Raw genomic sequence first — 17,514 nt, forward strand, 5'->3', positions numbered from 1 at the left:
ATGCAAAACTTATGAACGGAAAAACCATCATCCTTGCCAATCCGCGCGGCTTCTGCGCCGGTGTGGATCGGGCAATCAGTATTGTCGAACGTGCTTTGGAAGAATTCGGCGCGCCGGTTTATGTGCGCCACGAAGTCGTCCACAACAAATTCGTCGTGGACAACCTGCGCGAAAAAGGCGCGGTGTTTATCGAAGACTTGGCGGAAGTGCCGCCGGGCGCGACACTGGTTTATTCGGCACACGGCGTATCGAAGGCGGTGCAGCAGGAAGCGGCGGAGCGCGGTTTCCGGGTATTTGATGCGACTTGCCCGCTGGTGACGAAAGTGCATAAGGAAGTCGCCCGACTGGATGCCCAAAACTGTGAAATCATCATGATCGGGCATAAGGGGCACGCCGAGGTCGAAGGCACGATGGGGCAGCTTGCACCGGGCAAAATGCTTTTGGTCGAAACGGTCGGAGATGTGGCAAAACTCGAAGTCAGAAACCCCGACAAACTCGCCTATGTCAGCCAAACCACGCTCTCGGTCGATGAAACCAAAGACATCATCGCCGCGCTGAACGCGCGTTTCCCCAATATCCGCAATCCGCACAAGGAAGACATCTGCTATGCGACGACCAACCGGCAAACCGCCGTCAAAGAGCTGGCGGAACAGTGCGACATCGTGATTGTGGTCGGTTCGCCCAATTCGTCCAACAGCAACCGCCTGCGCGAAGTGGCGGCATCGCGCGGAATCGATGCGTATATGGTGGACAACGCGTCCTACCTGCAACGCACGTGGTTTGAAGGCAAAAGCAAAGTCGGCGTAACGGCAGGCGCGTCCGCGCCCGAAGTGTTGGTGCGGGAAGTATTGGCAGCCATACGCGGATGGGGGCATGAAACCGTGCGCGAAGGGGGGGGCGCGGAAGAAAGCATCGTGTTCGTCCTGCCCAAGGAGCTGCGCCGCGAGGGCGAAACCAAACCCGATTTGTGCAAACGTTGACGCAGGCGTTAACGCAGGCATCGGATGTTTGGGCAACACAAATGCCGAGACCTTTGCAAAATTCCCCTAAAATCCCCTAAATTCCCACCAAGGCATTTAGGGGATTTCCCATGAGCACCTTCTTCCGGCAAACCGCACAAGCCATGACTGCCAAACACATCGGCCGCTTCCCGCTATCGGAGTTGGACCAGGTGATTGATTGGCAGCCGATCGAACAATACCTGATCCGTCAAAAAACCCGTTACCTCCGAGACCGCCGCGGCCGTCCCGCCCATCCCCTGTCGTCCATGTTCAAAGCCGTCCTGCCCGGACAATGGCACAGCCTCTCCGATCCCGAACTCGAACACAGCCTCATCACCCGCATCGGTTTCAACCTGTTTTGCCGTTTTGACGAACCGGGCATCCCCGGTTGCAGCACCTTATGCCGCTACCGTAAATTCCGCTATGCGCGGGCAGCCTATTTCGGGCTGCTCAAAGTGGGTGCGCAAAGCCACCTGAAGGCGATGTGTTTGAACCTGTTGAAAGCCGCCAACAGGCTAAGTGCGCCCGCTGCCGCCTAAAAGGCGGCCCGGATGCCTGATTATCGGGTATCCGGGGGGGGGATTAAGGGGATATTCGGGTAAAATTAGGAGGTATTTGGGGCGAAAACAGCCGAAAACCTGTGTTTGGGTTTCGGATGTCGAAGGAAGGGCTTTTTTGCAAAGGCCTCATGCCGTCTGAACAGGCTTCAGACGGCATTTTTGCCGCGTGCCGGATGCGGAAACCAATCAGGCGTAATGTCGTGCAAGAAAACCGGGCAGTTCGGACAAACCGTCCAATACGGCGAGATGCGGTGCGCCAAGGAGCTGTTCGCGCGAATGTGCGCCGGTGGCAACGCCGACTGCCGCCGCGCCTGCGTTTGCCGCCATATGCAGGTCGTGCGCCGTATCGCCGACAACCAATGCCTCTTTCGGGTCGAGTCCCAGTTCGCCGCAGAGTCCGAATACCATTTCGGGCGAGGGTTTGGAGGGGTATTCCCCCGCGCAGGCGGTGGCCAGCCAATAGCCGCCGGTGGCGGTTTGGCTGATGGCGTTGTCCAAACCCGCCCGCCCTTTGCCCGTGGCGACGGCAAGCCGGAAGCCTTGCGCTTTGAGCTTGTCCAGACAGGGCAGGGCATCGGGAAAGAGTGTCATATTGCGGTTGTTGGGATTGAGGTAATGCGCGGAATAAGTGCGCGCGATGTCGGCAACGGCAGCTTCAGAAGGCATTTCGAGCAGGGCGCGGATGATTTCGGGCAGGCTGTATCCGATCAGGCTGCGGACGCGCTCCGCTTCGGGCGGCGGAAAACCGCATTCGGCGAAGCTGCGGCGCATGGTGTCGATGATGGGCTGGGTCGTATCGGCAAGCGTGCCGTCCCAGTCGAAGATGATGAGTTTGGGCGGGGTCATGGCAGGTTGGTTGCAGTAAAAAAGCAGATTTTATGCGGAAAACGCAGACGTGTCGCATTTTCGACAAAATTTGTCGGCTGAGCGATATGTTTTTCCGAACAAGCCGCGTTGTGCTTTATTAAAATAGAACCATTATCATTTATACAGATGGGACAGTTTATGTCAGTTTTCCGCATCAATATGGCCGCCGCCACGGTTTTGGCAGCACTCTCGTCTCCGGTTTTTGCCGCACAAACGGCGGATTTGGAAACCGTCCATATCAAAGGGCAGCGTTCGTACAACGCGATTGCCACCGAGAAAAACGGCGATTACAGCTCGTTAAAGGCAGCTATATGGATGACCGCCTCAATACCCGCGTCTCCCCCTGCCGCCTGAAAGACAAAAACGCCGCCGAACCCGAACAACCGCAACACCCGTTACGCCGCATTGGGCAAACGCGTGATGGAAGGCGTTGAGACCGAAATCAGCGGTGCGATTACACCGAAATGGCAAATCCATGCAGGTTACAGCTATCTGCACAGCCAAATCAAAACCGCCGCCAATCCACGCGACGACGGCATCTTCCTGCTGGTGCCCAAACACAGCGCAAACCTGTGGACGACTTACCAAGTTACGCCCGGGCTGACCGTCGGCGGCGGCGTGAACGCGATGAGCGGCATTACTTCATCTGCAGGGATGCATGCAGGCGGTTATGCCACGTTCGATGCGATGGCGGCATACCGCTTCACGCCCAAGCTGAAGCTGCAAATCAATGCCGACAACATCTTCAACCGCCATTACTACGCCCGCGTCGGCGGCACGAACACCTTTAACATTCCCGGTTCGGAGCGCAGCCTGACGGCAAACCTGCGTTACAGTTTTTAAAGACCAATATGCCGTCTGAAACGGCAGCCGCAGCATAATCAAACCACAACAAGCTGCGCGGCATACCCTATGCGCTCACAACCGGAGTATGGCATTGCGAAGGAAAACAGACCGAACCGGCAGGCAGACCGCTTTGCCGGTTCGGTTTTACCGCTTGCCGCCAGTCTGACCCACAAGCCGAACATCATGAAACCCATACCGACCGACACATTCCAACCTGCCATACTGCCCCAAGCCTTTGAAACCGAAATCAAATCCACCTGCACGGGGCGAATCTATCGGATTCAGACGGCAACACTCGGCGAAATGCAGTCTGAAGGCTATCCCGTCCTCTTTGTCCTCGACGGCGAAGCCTTTTTCCCGCGCTGTACAACATCATGCAGTCGCTGATGAACAACCCCGTTACCCGAAGCAACGCCCCCTGCCTGATTGTCGGTATCGGCTACACGACAGGCAGTGTGCGCGACCTGGCGCAGCGTGCCGCCGACTACACGCCGCCGCTTGGAGACAACGCCACAGCAGACGAACGGCGGCAGTTCGGACAGGCAGACCGCTTCGCCGACTTTATCGACAGCGAACTGACCGCCTTTTTAGAAAGCCGCTACACCCTTAACCGTAATGAAACCGCCGTATTCGGACACTCGTTCGGCGCACTGTTCGGACTGTATTCCCTGCTTTCCCACCGCTGTTTCAGACGGCATTGGCTCGTATCCCCCTCGATTTGGTGGCACAACAGGCGGATACTCGACTTTATGCCGTCTGAAAACCGGCTGGACGGCATCGATGCCTGCCTCAACATCGGCGCACTCGAGCGGAGCAGCGGTTGCAAACGCAGGGAAGAACGCGACATGGCAGGGCAGGCCGAACAAATGGCGGCAGAGTTGGACAGGCGCGGGACCGCCGTATTTTTCCGGGAATATCCGAATGCCGACCACGGCAATGTCCCGTTTTACTCGCTGACCGACTGCGTCGAATATTTGAGGGAAGCGTGGCAACGGTAGGGGGAATCAAATATATGACTGCTTTGTTTTGCATCGGAAAATATAGCGGATTAACAAAAACCGGTACGGCGTTGCCCCGCCTTAGCTCAAAGAGAACGATTCTCTAAGGTGCTGAAGCACCAAGTGAATCGGTTCCGTACTATTTGTACTGTCTGCGGCTTCGTCGCCTTGTCCTGATTTTCGTTAATCCGCTATAACAAGAGCTACCTAAGGGTTATTGCTCCCGTTCTCATTTCGCAGTGCTACAATTTTTGATAGTTCGCGCCGACTTTGCCCGTGGTTGTCGCTCCCGTTCTCATTTTATCTTGATATAAAAATCCCTGTTTCAGGCCGTCTGAAACAGGGATAGATTAATTTAACGGACGGGCGGGCGTTTTTTCAGGCGGCACGGTCTGATTTCTTTGCCCGGTTCGTCGATTTGGTATTTTTGGAATGAAAGGGCGGTTTTGACACCGATACTTTTGAAAATGCCGTTTTTCCCTTTGGCGCTGTCTGTGTCATGTACACGGATATCAATCGCCCCGGTTGATTTATTTAGGCTGGCGAAATAACCAAAAAATACGTTTTTCTTGGCAGTTACTTTTATTCAATCATTCGAATAAAGTACGAATGAAACCGGTTTTGGGCTTCAGACGGCATTTGTATTTTTGGTTACCAATTCACGCGCACCGACCGGCTGCCGAGCAATGTTTCCAGTTCGCCGAACAATGCGGAACTCGGTGTAACCGTCCATTTCGGAGGCACTTGAAGCCTGCCCGACGCTTTTTCGTTGGCATACGACAATTGAAGCGGGATGCGCGGCGTGTCGGGCAGTTGGTGGGCGGCGAGCAGCCGTACCAGTCCGCCGATGTCGTGATGCGGGGCAAGGGCGAGGCTGAGGCTGCGGGCGTAGCGTTCGCGCGCCGTTTGCAGGGTCATGACTTGGTTTGCCATGATGCGCAGCCCGTCGCCGCCGCCGTAATCGTCGCGGCTGACTTTGGATTCGATAATCAGCACTTGGTCGGCTTTGAGGCAGTCGGCGCAGTTTTCCAGCGTTTGTCCGCCGACCATGATTTCAGCCTGCCCGCTCGAATCTTCGAGGCTGACGAAGGCGATTTTGCCGCGTTTGCCCATCATGGTGCGCACGGCGGTAACGAATCCGGCGAGGCGCACGCTGTCTTGCGGTTTCAGACGGCCTAATTTGGTCGGGGCGATTTGGCGGACTTCTTGGGCATACGGGCCGAACGGGTGGCCGGACAGGTAAAAGCCGATGACGGTTTTTTCTTCGGCGAGTTTTTCCGATTCGCTCCACATGGGTGCGTCGATGAGCCGCACCGGTTCGATGGCGTCTTCCATCATGTCAAACAGCCCGCCCTGATTGGCGTTGGCGGCTTTTTGGTCGGCGTTGTCCATGGCAAGGTCGATGTTCGCCAAGAGCATGGCGCGGTTGGGTTCGATGCTGTCGAACGCGCCGCCGCGTATCAGGGCTTCGAGGGTGCGGCGGTTCATGTGTTCTTTGCCGACGCGCTCGCAGAAGTCCAACAGGCCGGTAAATTTGCCGCCGCTTTGCCGCGCGGCGATGATGGATTCGACGGCGGCTTCGCCCGTGCCTTTAATCGCGCCGAGTGCGTAGCGGATTTTCATGTTCGGATACGGCGTGAAGCGGTAGTCGGATTCGTTAATGTCGGGCGGCAGGAACTCGATGCCGTTGGCGCGGCAGTCGTCGTAGAAATGTTTGAGCTGGTCGGTGTTGTCCAATTCGGACGACATCGTCGCCGCCATAAATTCGGCGGGATAGTGGGCTTTGAGCCATGCGGTCTGGTAGGAAATCAGGGCGTAGGCGGCGGCGTGGGATTTGTTGAAACCGTAGCCGGCGAATTTTTCCATGTAGTTGAAGATTTCGTCGGATTTTTCGCGCGAAATGCCTTGTTTTGCCGCACCTTCGGCGAAGATTTCGCGGTGTTTCACCATCTCTTCGGGCTTTTTCTTACCCATGGCGCGGCGCAGCAGGTCCGCGCCGCCGAGCGAGTAGCCGCCGATAATCTGCGCCGCCTGCATCACTTGTTCCTGATACACCATAATGCCGTAGGTCGGCGCGAGGATGCCTTCCAGCAGCGGGTGGATGTATTGGAATTCCTGTCCCTTCATGCGTGCGACGAAGTCGGGAATGTTGTCCATCGGGCCGGGTCGGTAGAGCGATACGAAGGCGATGAGTTCTTCAAACTTGGTCGTATGCGCCGTTTTCAGCATTTTTTTCATGCCGGTCGACTCGAACTGGAAGACGGCGGTGGTGTTCGCATCGCGGAAGATTTGGTAGGCAGTCTGGTCGTCAAGCGGAATCTTGCCGACATCGACGATATCGCCGGCGGTGTTTTTGATGTTGTTCTGCGCCATTTCGATAATGGTCAGGTTGCGCAGGCCCAAAAAGTCGAACTTCACCAAACCCACGTCTTCCACGTCGCCCTTGTCGTACATGGATACGGGCGAGGCGGATTCGTCCGCCTGATACACGGGGCTGTAATCGGAAATCTTGCCCGGCGCAATCAACACGCCGCCTGCGTGCATACCCAAACCGCGCGTCAGGTCTTCCAGTTTTTTCGCCAGCGTAATCAGTTCGTCCGCTTCTTCCGCTTCAAGCAATTCCTGAATCTGCGGCTGCGCCTTCATCGCGTCGTCCAAACTCAGGGGTTTGTTGGCTTCCAACGGAATCAGCTTGGACAGTTTGTCGCACAGCATAAACGGCAGTTCCAGCACACGCCCCACGTCGCGGATGACCGCTTTGGACGACATCGTGCCGAAAGTCACAATCTGGCTGACCGCCTGAGCGCCGTATTTTTCGCGCACGTATTCAATCACGCGGCCGCGGTTTGCCTGACAGAAGTCCACGTCAAAGTCGGGCATGGAAACGCGTTCGGGGTTTAGGAAACGCTCGAACAGCAGCGCGTATTTCAGCGGGTCGAGGTCGGTAATCTTCAGCGAATACGCCACCAGCGAACCCGCGCCCGAACCGCGTCCCGGCCCGACCGGACAGCCGTGCGTTTTCGCCCAGTTGATAAAGTCTTGTACGATAAGGAAATAGCCGGGGAATTTCATTTGGATGATGATGTTCAGCTCAAAGTCCAGCCGCTCCTGATATTCCGGCATTTTTGCCGCCCGTTCCGCCTCGTCGGGATAAAGCTGAACCATGCGTTCCTGCAAACCCTCGTTGGAAAGTTTGATGAGACAGTCATCGAGTGATAAACCGTCGGGCGTGGGGAAAAGGGGTAGGAAGTTTTTGCCCAATGTGATGTGCAAGTTGCAGCGTTTGGCGATTTCCACCGTGTTTTCCAAGGCTTCGGGCAAGTCGGCGAAACGCTCCAGCATCGTTTCCGGCGGAATGAAAAACTGGCTCGGCGTGAAATCGCGCGGACGTTTCTTGTCCGTCAGCACCCAGCCGCCCGCGATGCACACCCGCGCCTCGTGCGCGTTGAAATCGTCGCGGTTCATAAACTGTGTCGGATGCGTTGCTACCACCGGCAAACCCAGTTCCTCCGCCAGCTTCACGCTGCCGGAAACGCAAGCCTCCCATTCGGGGCGTTCGGGCAGGCGTTGCAGCTCTAAATAAAACGTATCGGGAAACCATGCCGCATATTTCAACGCCGCCGCACGCGCCGCGTCTTCATTGCCGTTCAACAGATTCACGCCCACTTCGCCGTAATGCGCGCCGCTCAAACAAATCAAGCCGCTGTTGTCGCCGTTTTCCAGCCATTCGGGATTGAGTTCCGCATGATGGATATTGCGGTCTTGGCCGACATAAGCCTCCGTCAAAAGCTCGCTCAAGCGCAGATAACCCGCATCGTTGCGGATAACCAGCATGGCGCGGAACGGCTTGTCGGGCGCATTCGGATTGCCTATCCACACGTCCGCCGCGCCGACGGGCTTAATCCCTGCGCCGCGGCAGGCTTTATAGAATTTCACCAAACCGAATTCGTTCATCAAATCGCTGATGCCCAAAGCAGGCAAACCGTATTCTTGCGCTTTGGCAATCAGTTTTTTAATCCGCACCATACCGTCGGTAATGGAGAATTCGGTATGCAGGCGCAGGGGGATGTAGGTCGGCTCGGTCATGGCAAAATCGGCGTGGACAATAAAAGGCGTATTGTAGCAGGGTTGTCTTTAGATGGCGGTGCAGGTAATGCCGTTTCGGATTCAGACGGCATGACCTGCAAATGTTTTTTGAGCTTTTACGACGGCAAAAAAATGCCTCCTGCCGTGTGGCGGAGGCTTCCCAAGGAGTATTGATAGATATAAAGGACTATCAAACTAGTTATAAGGAACTATATACCTTATTCGGACGGACGGCAAGCAGTTAAATAGATTTTACGTTCAAACAGGTTTTTGATTTCGTTTTGATGCCGATTGCCGGTGTATCGGGCAGTCCGCGTTTGAGGATGTGCATCAGCGTCAATGCGGATTCGTCGGGGAACAGGATTTGCAGCCTGCCGTTGGGCAGGATTTCTTTGGACGGATGGCGGCATACGGGGTTTCAGACGGCATTTTTACGGAACAGGCAGTGCGGACACATCGCCGGTTTTGCGGCAATTTTGGGTGCGGCGGCGGCAGGTGCTACAATAACGCCCTCTTTCTAAAAGGGGACATTATGGAAGCCACCGTCTATCTCGAAGACAACGAATACATCGCCTTGTGCGACCTCTTGAAATTGGCCGGACTTGCCGAAAGCGGCGGACAGGCAAAAGCATTTATCGCCGAAGGGCTGGTGTTGCGCAACGGCGGAACCGAAATCCGCAAAACGGCCAAAATACGCGGCGGAGAAGCCATCGAGTTTGACGGCGCGCGCTTGGAAATCGCCGATGGATACGACCCTGAAGCATAAAGCCGAAGCCCTTTTGGGCGAGCCGCTTTTGGACGAACCCGTCCGCCCCGAGTCGTGGGAATGCTGCGGCAGCGACTGCGGCGAGGCGTGCATTCAGACGATTTACTGGGCGGACAAGGCACGCTACGATGCGCAACGGAAAAAACTGAAGGAAGCGGGTTGGCCGGACGATGCCGTCTGAAAACGGTTGGGCTTGATAAAACCACGTTTTCAGACGGTCTTTTATAGTAGATTAAAATTGAAAACGTTCATATCGCCATTCCCTCGAAAGCAGGAATCCGGAAGTTTGAAATAGCGGTTAACCTTAAACATTTCCAATAAATCAAAGTCTGGATTCTCGCCTGCGCGGGAATGACGGCATAGCGGCTTTTCCTTTGCATTTGCCATACACCTGTTTTTTAAAATGACCGCCGCCGCCACACTGTCCGACAACATTGAAACATCCCGTCCTTCATTCACCACCACATAACACCCCATGATAGACCTGCACTGCCATTCCACCGTTTCCGACGGTATGCTCCCCCCCGCCGAAGTCGTCCGCCTCGCACATCAAAACGGCTGCACGCTGCTGGCGTTGACCGACCACGACCACACGGGCGGCATCTCCGAAGCGCGTGCCGAAGCCGACAGGCTCGGTTTGCGCCTGATTAACGGCGTGGAAATTTCGGTAACGTGGCGCGGGCGTACCATACACGTTGTCGGTTTGGATTTCGACGAGCAGGACGAAAACCTGCAAAACCTGTTGGCAGATGTCCGCAAAGGCCGTCTGAAACGTCTTGAAGCCATCGCCGCCAAGCTCGAAAAGAAAGGCATCGGCGGCGCATACGACGGCGCGCTGGCGCTGGCGGCAAACAAAGAAATGGTCAGCCGCACCCACGTCGCCGAGTTCCTCATCAAAAACGGACACGTCAAAAACAAGCAGCAGGCGTTCACCAAATACTTGGGCGACGGCAAATCCTGCGCGGTACGCCACGAATGGGCGACGCTGGCAGACTGCGTCTCCGCCGTCAACGGCGCGGGCGGCATGGCGGTGATTGCCCATCCGATGCGTTATGATTTGTCGGCAACCGCCAAGCGCAACCTGTTTGAAGAATTTAAAAACCTCGGCGGCGCGGGCATCGAAGTCCACAGCGGCAACTGCTGCAAAAACGACCGCCTCAACTACGCGCTTTTGGCAGACCGCTTCGGATTGTTGGCAAGCGCGGGCAGCGACTTCCACCGTTTAGACGACTTCAGCGGCGGCATCCTCGGCGCGTGTCCCGATCTTCCGGAAAACTGCAAACCGGTGCGGGCGCATTTTTCCCGACATTGAATGCGGATGAAAATGCCGTCTGAAAGGTCTTCAGACGGCATTTTTTGCGTTTTAAACGTTGTCGTACGGTTTTCGGACGGTTTTGCCGATGGCGGCGATGCCTTTTTCCAGCGTTTGAGCGTCCTGTGCGATACTCATACGGATGCACTCGCCCGCGTGCGGGTAGTCTTGCGTGTCGATGCCGACGAAGAAATGTTCGCCCGGAATAATCAGCGTACCTTCGGCTTTGAGCATTTCGTACAGGGTTTGCGACGAAACGGGCAGGTTTTCAAACCAGAGCCACAGGAAAATCGCGCCTTCGGGTTTGTGGATTTTCATCGGGTACGCGCCCAGCTCGCGCTTGAGCAGCGAAACGGCGGTTTGCGCCTGATTGCGGTAAAACGGCCGGATGACTTGGTCGGCAAGCCGTTTCATCTCGCCGCTTTCCAGCAGCGGGGCGGCGATGGCCGCGCCGAAGCGCGTGGGGGCAAGGTTCACAATCGCGTTCAGGCTGCTGACGGCTTTGACGGCTTCGGGCGCGGCGACGATGATGCCGGTGCGAACGCCCGGCAGGCCGACTTTGGAAAGGCTGAAGCAGAGGATGATGTTTTCGTGCCAATTCAGCGTTACGCCGCTGTCAATAATGTTGGGGAACGGCATTCCGTAGGCGTTGTCGATAATCGGCGGAATGCCGTGTTCACGCGCCAAAGCGTCCAAACGCGCCATTTCGCCGTCGGTCAACACGTTGCCGGTCGGGTTGGTCGGGCGCGAACAGCAAATCGCGCCGATTTTGCCCGCTTTGAGTTCGGGCAGGTTTTCCAGTGCGTCAAAGTCCACGCGGTATTTGAAGAAGCCTGCTTCGCCTTCGTGTTCGACGTTTTCGATTTTGGGTTTGACGGAAACGAAGTGCCGCCCTTCGACATGCACGTCGGCATAGCCGATGTATTCGGGCGCGAGCGGCAACAAAATGGCTTTTTCTGCGGATGTGCCGTCTGAAAGCTTGAATTTGCCGCCGAAGAGGTTGAATAAATAGAAAAACGCGTTTTGCGAACCGTTGGTCAGCGCGATATTGCCGACGGTCAGGTTCCAGCCGTATTCGCGGTTGGGGAAGGCGGTCAGCGCGTCAATCAGCGCGGCATCGCCTTGGGGATTGGAGTAGTTGCCGATGTTCTCGACGGCGTGTTCCGCCGCCAGCTTGGAAAATATGTCGGCGAACGCCCGATCGATTTCGGGAATGCGCGCCGGGTTGCCGCCGCCGAGCATATTGACGGGCTTGTCGCTTTTGAGCGCGTCGCCGAGGTCGTCCATCAGTTGCAGGATGCCGCTGTGTTGCGTGAATTTTTCGCCGAATGCCGAGAACTGCATGTCAAACTCAGTGTGTGTAAGGCAGATTGGTTTGTACGGTATGCCGTCTGAAGGTTCAGACGGCATTTTTTCTGTGTGTTTCGCATACCCAAAGCAGGTCGCAGATGCCGCCGGTCGGGGTAAAGCCGGTCGGGGCGTTGACGAGCAGGTCGCGGATTGCCTGCTGGTCGTAACGGTCGCAGGCGGTGCGGATGCGGTCGAGCAGGGCGGAGAGTTCGTGCCACGGCAGCATGGTCTCGTCGGCGGTCATGATGCGCGGATGGCCGGTTTTGCGGACGTTGTCGCCGATGAGCAACTCTTCGTAGAGTTTTTCGCCGGGGCGCAGCCCGGTAATGAGGATTTCGATGTCGCCGTCGGGCTGTTCGGGCGTTTTGGGTTTGAGTCCGCTTAAGGTAATCATTTGGCGGGCAAGGTCGGTGATTCTGACGGATTCGCCCATATCGAGGACGAACACGTCGCCGCCTCTGCCCATCGCGCCGGCTTGGATAACCAGTTGCGCCGCTTCGGGTATGGTCATGAAATAGCGCGTGATGTCGGGGTGGGTCAGGGTGATGGGGCCGCCTTCGGCAATCTGTTTTTCAAACAGCGGGACGACGGAGCCGGACGAGCCTAAAACATTGCCGAAACGTACCATGCTGAAGCGGGTTTTTTGTCCGGGTTCGGCGGCGAGTGCCTGAAGGCAGAGTTCCGCCATGCGTTTGCCCGCACCCATCGTGTTGGCGGGGCGGACGGCTTTGTCGGTGGAGATGAGGACGAAGGTTTCCACGCCCGAAGCCGTGGCGGCAAGCGCGCATTCGAGTGTGCCGAAGATGTTGTTGCGTATGCCCTCGACGGTGTTGAACTCGACCATAGGGACGTGTTTGTAGGCGGCGGCGTGATAGACGGTCGCAACGGAAAAGGCGGTCATAATGTGCGTGAGCAGCGTGCGGTTTTGCACCGAACCCAAAAAGGGAAGGATTTCGGCGGCGATGCCGTTTCGGGCGCAGTATTCGCACAATTCTTTTTCAACGGTGTACAGGGCGAATTCGGACAGCTCGAACAGCAGCAGCCTTTCGGGGCGGCGGCGGATAATCTGGCGGCAGAGTTCCGAACCGATGGAGCCGCCCGCGCCGGTTACCATGACGGTTTTGCCTTCGGTGTCGGCATTCATGAGGCGGTCGTCGGGTGCGACGGAATCGCGCCCGAGCAGGTCGGACACAGAGATTTTTTTGAGCGTGCCGATGCTGATTTTCCCGTCCATCAGGTCTTTCATTCCGGGAATGGTCAACACTTCGCACGGATAGGCTTTCAGTTTGCTGATGATTCGGCGGCGTTGTTCCTGAGTCGCGCTGGGAATGGCGAGCAGGATTTTTTCCACGCCGTAGCGTTCGATGAGGAAGGCGATGGCATCGGGCTGGTAAACGGCAAGGTCGTAGATGACGGTGTGCCAAAGCTTGGGGTTGTCGTCCACAAAGGCGGCGGCGGAATATTCGCGCATCTGTTTGACGGCTTCAAGGAGCTGCCGACCCGAACGCCCCGCGCCGTAAATGATGACGGGGTCATGTGTTTTTTTCTGGTGGTCGGACAGGAGTCCGCGCAAAACCATACGCGAGCCGGTCACGGAAACAAACAGCAGTAAGAAATAGACAATCGGCAGGGCGAGGCGCAGCCTTTCTTCAAAAATCAATGTGTTGAGGAAGAACAATACGGCGGAGGCGAGGCTGCCGGCAAAGGCGGTGGTCAGGACGTGGAAACTGACAAAGCGTGTAACGGCGCGGTAAAGCCCCATTCGGATAAATAATGTGATGGTCAGCAAGGCAGTCAGCAAAAAAGACTGCCAGTTGGCAAAATCGAACCATTCGTCCGAGTAGTCGGCCTTCAGGCTTTGGGTGAACCAAAAGGCAATGAAAATCATCAGAAAATCGTGTATGAGGAAACAGATTTTCTTGATGTTGCGCGGCAGGGCGATCAGGGTTTCCAGATTCATATCGTGGGGCGGTATGTGCTTTCAGGCGGCATATGCCGTCTGAAGGGTTATCGTGCGGCTTCGGTCAGGACGGCTTCGATGTGTTTTTTGCAGAACGCGATTTCGTCGTCGGTCAGCGTCGGGTGCACCAAGAACGTCAGGGCGGTGCCGCCCAGTTCGACGGCGTTTTTCAGCCGCTCTTTGGGCCGCCACGGCGTGTTGTCGAAGGCTTTTTCCAAATACACTTCGGAGCAGCCGCCTTGATAGCAGGGGACGTTGCGCGCGTTCAGTTCGCTGACGATGCGGTCGCGCGTCCAGTCGTCTTTCAGGTGTTCGGGTTTGACGAAGGCGTAGAACTTGTATTGCGCGTGTCCGATGTAGCCGGCGACTTCAATCAGGCGGATGCTTTTGAATTTGCGCAAACTTTCTGCCAGCTTGGCGGCGTTTTCTTGGCGGCGCGCCGTCCATTCGGGCAGGTGTTTGAGCTGGATGCGGCCGATGACAGCCTGCATTTCCATCATGCGCCAGTTGGTGCCGAAACTTTCGTGCAGCCAGCGGAAACCGGGCGCGTGTTCGCGGTGGTACACGGCATCGTAGCTTTTGCCGTGGTCTTTGTACGCCCACATTTTTTCCCACAGGGTTTTGTCGTTGGTCGTAACCATACCGCCCTCGCCGCCGGTGGTGATGATTTTGTCTTGACAGAACGACCACGCGCCGACGTGCCCGATAGAGCCGACGGATTTGCCTTTGTAGGTCGCGCCGTGCGCTTGGGCGCAGTCTTCAATCACCCACAAATCATGTTCTTTTGCCAAAGCCATGATGCCGTCCATTTCGGCAGGCATACCGGCAAGGTGGACGACAATGACGGCTTTGGTATTCGGGGTCAGCACGGCTTTGACGGTTTCCGCGCTGATGTTTTGGCTGTTCAAATCCACGTCGGCAAACACGGGGTTTGCGCCCGCGTTCACAATGCAGGAGGCGGAGGCGAGGAAGGTGCGCGAGGTAACAATCACATCGTCGCCCGCGCCTATGCCGATTGCTTTGAGTGCGGCATCGAGCGCAAGCGTGCCGTTGGAAAGGGCGACGGCGTACCGCGTGCCGGCAAAGGCGGCAAATTCTTTTTCAAATTCGCGGCATTCGCTGCCCGTCCAGTAGTTGACTTTGTTGGACAGCAGGACTTTGGAAACGGCATCGGCTTCTTCTCGGGTGAAGCTCGGCCATGGGGAAAGGGCGGTGTTCAGCATGGTGTTTGGTCCGTCGGGTTCGGACGGCATTTCCGACCCTATGCCGTCTGAAGGGGGCGTGTTCCGAAGAATCGGGCGCGCGCCGCAGGTGTTGTCAAAATCGGTTTGTACGGAAGTTTATTTTAATCGCTTATGCCGTCCCGGTCTTGGGGTTTTTGCCCGTAAGGGGCTTTGCCGGGTTGCCCGCGACGGTCATGCCGTCCGGGATGTCGCATACGATAACCGCCCCTGCACCGGCGGTAACCCCGCTGCCGACGGTTGTCTGCTGGCGGCTGCACGCGCCCGTGCCTATCCGGCTTTCTTCGCCGATACGCGTGTTGCCTGACAGGTGCGCGCCCGGGCTGATGTGGACGAAAGCGTCAAGCAGGCAGTCGTGATCGACGGTGGCGGCAGTGTTCACAATCACGCCGTCTTTCAATACGCTGCCGGCCTGTACGACGGCTTTCGCCATTACGACGCTGCCTTGTCCGATTATTGCAGAAGGCGAGACGGTCGCGTCGGGATGAATCAGAACGGGCAGTTTGAAGCCGAGCGCGGCGGCTTTTTCGGTGATTTGGCGGCGGATGCGGTTGTTGCCGACGGCGACGGTGATGTCGAATTGTTCGGGCGATAAACTGTTTTCAAGCAGCAGCGTCGTGCCGATGACGGGGAAGCCGTTGACGCTGCCTTGGGTGCGGTCGTCCAGAAAAACGATTTCGCCGTATGTGCCGAGTGCGGCGGCAAGCTCGGCAACGACTTTGCCGTGTCCGCCCGCGCCGATAACGGCGAGTTTGCGATTCCCCGCGAAAGGGGGCATGGTGGCTTCCCCTTGCGCCGAAATGCCTTCTTTAATCAAGACTTTTTTGACTGTCAGAAACAGGATTTTCATATCCAGCCAAAAGCTGAAATTGTCGGTGTACCAAACATCGCAGGAGAACTTTTCGTCCCACGAAAGCGCGTTGCGCCCGTTGACCTGCGCCCAGCCGGTAATGCCCGGTTTCATTTCGTGGCGGCGGTTTTGAAATTTGTTGTAAAGCGGCAGATACTGCATCAAAAGCGGGCGGGGGCCGACCAGGCTCATCTCGCCTTTGAGGACGTTCCACAGTTCAGGCAGTTCGTCCAAACTGGCGGTGCGCAGTTTTTTGCCGAAGGGCGTGAGCCGCTCGCTGTCGGGCAGCGGAATGCCGTCTGAATCAAGCGCGTCGCGCATGGAACGGAATTTGACCATTTTAAAAGGTTTTCCGTCCTTTCCGGGGCGTTCCCGAATGAAGAAGACGGGCGAACCTAAGTTTTTGCGGATGAGGTATATTAAAACCAAAAACACGGGCGACAGGGCAATCAGCCCCGATGCGGAGGCGACAATGTCGATGAGGCGTTTGAAAAATTTATTCATCAGCTAATCTTTCAATCAGGTTGACGATTTTCCGATAGGAAATGTCGCGCTTGAAGCGGCGGACGATTTCTTCGGACTGAACAGGATCGTTTTTGCGCTTCAAAATATCTTTGGCGGCTCGAACGAAACCGTCCACATCGCCGGAACGGTAGTTCGCATGCGGCAGCAGGGTAAGGACTTCGGCAACTTCGTCGTTGACCTGGCTGTTCAGAATCGGTTTTTGCAAAGCCATATAGTCGGAGAGTTTGTTGGTAATCGACTGCATGGCGTAAGAGTGGATGGCGTTGACGGCAATGTCGCAGCCCTTGGCGACCGACATCATTTCGGCGTAAGGAATGTAGCCGTAAAACTTGATGCCGTCGCAGGCATATTGTTTGAGCCTGTCCAAATCGGGGCCGCCGCCCATGATGTGCAGCTCTACATTTTCGCCGTCGTCCAAAAGTTTCCGAACGCCTTTGCACACGGTTTCCACGTCATAGCTGTAACTGAGCGTGCCCAAGTAGAAAAAGCGGGTTTTGTCGTCGCCAAAATCTTTGGCAGGTGCGGCATCGAGTTTGGGAAAGTCAGCACCAATATAGATGACTTCGCCGGGTACGTTCGGATTGGTTTCTTTGGCGCGGTCGAGATAAGTCTGCGATACGGCAACCAGCGCGTCGGCGTAGCGGTAGGCCCGGTTGGCGCGTGAAGCAAAGGGCAGCAGCTTGTGCGGTACTTTTTTCAAAAACGGTACGACCGAGGAGAAAGACTCCGGCCATACGTCCTGCACATCGACAATCAGTTTGTAGCCCAAACGCGCTTTGTGTTTGCCCAACAGCAGGTTGGTGGCAATCAGCGGATAGGCGGAATAGACGACGTCTTGTTCGCCCGGACGGCAGTTTTCCAACCATTTTTCAAAATGTTTGACGAAGCGGTGATGGCTGGTCACGCGTCCCAAAGATACGTTTTTGCTATATCCGCTTTCTTCCAACAGTATGACTTTCAGACGGCCTTGTGAGGCGGCCTCGGCATCTTCGGGCCGTCTGAAAGATTTGTCGTAGTGCTTGAAGTTGCTGGTAATCAGCAACACGTCGTGCGATTGCGACAATAGTTCTGCCAGATACCAAAAGCGGTTGAAATGCGGTTCGGACGGCAGCGAGCAGTAGGGGGCGGCTATGGTAATGTTCATGTTTCAGA

Annotated in this window: 13 protein-coding genes and 4 pseudogenes; 9 read left to right on the forward strand and 8 right to left on the reverse strand. The window is 56.3% G+C overall.

Going from position 1 to position 17,514, the window contains the following annotated elements:
* The first annotated feature begins 11 nt into the window (after positions 1–11).
* Together ispH and HT085_RS00380 are read left to right on the forward strand one after the other, a co-directional pair.
* Positions 12–980, forward strand: coding sequence for a 4-hydroxy-3-methylbut-2-enyl diphosphate reductase (ispH, locus tag HT085_RS00375; protein ID WP_003687322.1), 969 nt, complete (start codon positions 12–14; stop codon positions 978–980).
* 110 nt (positions 981–1,090) lie between these two features.
* Positions 1,091–1,420, forward strand: a pseudogene (locus tag HT085_RS00380) (transposase); the annotation flags it as partial.
* Between the two features lie 327 nt (positions 1,421–1,747).
* Here the strand turns inward: HT085_RS00380 and HT085_RS00385 are convergent.
* Entirely contained in the window at positions 1,748–2,407 is a 660-nt protein-coding gene (locus tag HT085_RS00385) for an HAD-IA family hydrolase (RefSeq protein ID WP_003690541.1), read from the reverse strand.
* A 159-nt stretch (positions 2,408–2,566) separates the two neighbouring features.
* Between HT085_RS00385 and HT085_RS00390 the strand changes: the two genes are divergently transcribed.
* The 3 genes and pseudogenes from HT085_RS00390 (at position 2,567) to HT085_RS00405 (ending at position 4,272) form a co-directional block, all read left to right on the forward strand.
* Complete coding sequence (locus HT085_RS00390) at positions 2,567–2,782, forward strand: hypothetical protein (protein ID WP_020996764.1); 216 nt, start codon at positions 2,567–2,569, stop codon at positions 2,780–2,782.
* Positions 2,728–3,271, forward strand: a pseudogene (locus HT085_RS00395) (TonB-dependent receptor domain-containing protein); the annotation flags it as partial. The gene HT085_RS00390 and the pseudogene HT085_RS00395, both read left to right, overlap by 55 nt.
* 69 nt (positions 3,272–3,340) lie before the next feature.
* A pseudogene (locus tag HT085_RS00405) lies at positions 3,341–4,272 on the forward strand (alpha/beta hydrolase).
* A 355-nt stretch (positions 4,273–4,627) separates the two neighbouring features.
* Here the strand turns inward: HT085_RS00405 and HT085_RS11610 are convergent.
* A pseudogene (locus HT085_RS11610) lies at positions 4,628–4,858 on the reverse strand (hypothetical protein); the annotation flags it as partial.
* A gap of 65 nt (positions 4,859–4,923) precedes the next feature.
* Positions 4,924–8,358 (reverse strand): DNA polymerase III subunit alpha, encoded by a 3,435-nt coding sequence (gene dnaE, locus HT085_RS00410; RefSeq protein ID WP_003687327.1) that lies wholly within the window; start codon positions 8,356–8,358, stop codon positions 4,924–4,926.
* Positions 8,359–8,642: 284 nt separating this feature from the next.
* Between dnaE and HT085_RS11615 the strand changes: the two genes are divergently transcribed.
* From HT085_RS11615 to HT085_RS00425, 4 genes are all read left to right on the forward strand, one after another.
* Complete coding sequence (locus HT085_RS11615; RefSeq protein ID WP_003704548.1) at positions 8,643–8,879, forward strand: hypothetical protein; 237 nt, start codon at positions 8,643–8,645, stop codon at positions 8,877–8,879.
* 11 nt (positions 8,880–8,890) lie between these two features.
* The gene (locus HT085_RS11620; protein ID WP_014580079.1) at positions 8,891–9,124 is read left to right on the forward strand and encodes an RNA-binding S4 domain-containing protein; all 234 of its coding nucleotides are present in this window, start codon (positions 8,891–8,893) and stop codon (positions 9,122–9,124) included.
* Positions 9,102–9,305 carry an oxidoreductase-like domain-containing protein gene (locus tag HT085_RS00420; protein WP_003687334.1) on the forward strand — a complete coding sequence of 68 codons (204 nt, stop codon included), beginning with the start codon at positions 9,102–9,104 and terminating at the stop codon, positions 9,303–9,305. Before HT085_RS11620 ends, HT085_RS00420 begins: the two co-directional genes overlap by 23 nt.
* A gap of 294 nt (positions 9,306–9,599) precedes the next feature.
* Positions 9,600–10,436 carry a PHP domain-containing protein gene (locus tag HT085_RS00425; RefSeq protein ID WP_003687335.1) on the forward strand — a complete coding sequence of 279 codons (837 nt, stop codon included), beginning with the start codon at positions 9,600–9,602 and terminating at the stop codon, positions 10,434–10,436.
* 51 nt (positions 10,437–10,487) lie between these two features.
* On the opposite strand, the gene HT085_RS00430 is transcribed toward HT085_RS00425, so the two are convergent.
* The 5 genes from HT085_RS00430 to HT085_RS00450 form a co-directional block, all read right to left on the reverse strand.
* Positions 10,488–11,780, reverse strand: a complete 1,293-nt coding sequence (locus HT085_RS00430; protein ID WP_010359743.1) for a valine--pyruvate transaminase — start codon at positions 11,778–11,780, stop codon at positions 10,488–10,490.
* Positions 11,781–11,835: 55 nt separating this feature from the next.
* Positions 11,836–13,746 (reverse strand): polysaccharide biosynthesis protein, encoded by a 1,911-nt coding sequence (locus HT085_RS00435; protein ID WP_003690551.1) that lies wholly within the window; start codon positions 13,744–13,746, stop codon positions 11,836–11,838.
* Between the two features lie 47 nt (positions 13,747–13,793).
* A complete protein-coding gene (locus tag HT085_RS00440; protein WP_010356641.1) occupies positions 13,794–14,969 on the reverse strand; it encodes a DegT/DnrJ/EryC1/StrS family aminotransferase in 1,176 nt (391 codons plus the stop codon).
* 130 nt (positions 14,970–15,099) lie between these two features.
* Positions 15,100–16,341, reverse strand: coding sequence for a NeuD/PglB/VioB family sugar acetyltransferase (locus HT085_RS00445; protein WP_003690556.1), 1,242 nt, complete (start codon positions 16,339–16,341; stop codon positions 15,100–15,102).
* Positions 16,334–17,506 (reverse strand): glycosyltransferase, encoded by a 1,173-nt coding sequence (locus HT085_RS00450; protein WP_003690558.1) that lies wholly within the window; start codon positions 17,504–17,506, stop codon positions 16,334–16,336. Before HT085_RS00450 ends, HT085_RS00445 begins: the two co-directional genes overlap by 8 nt.
* Positions 17,507–17,514: the final 8 nt, after the last annotated feature.

The organism is Neisseria gonorrhoeae (genome assembly GCF_013030075.1).
Classification (GTDB): Bacteria; Pseudomonadota; Gammaproteobacteria; order Burkholderiales; family Neisseriaceae; genus Neisseria; species Neisseria gonorrhoeae.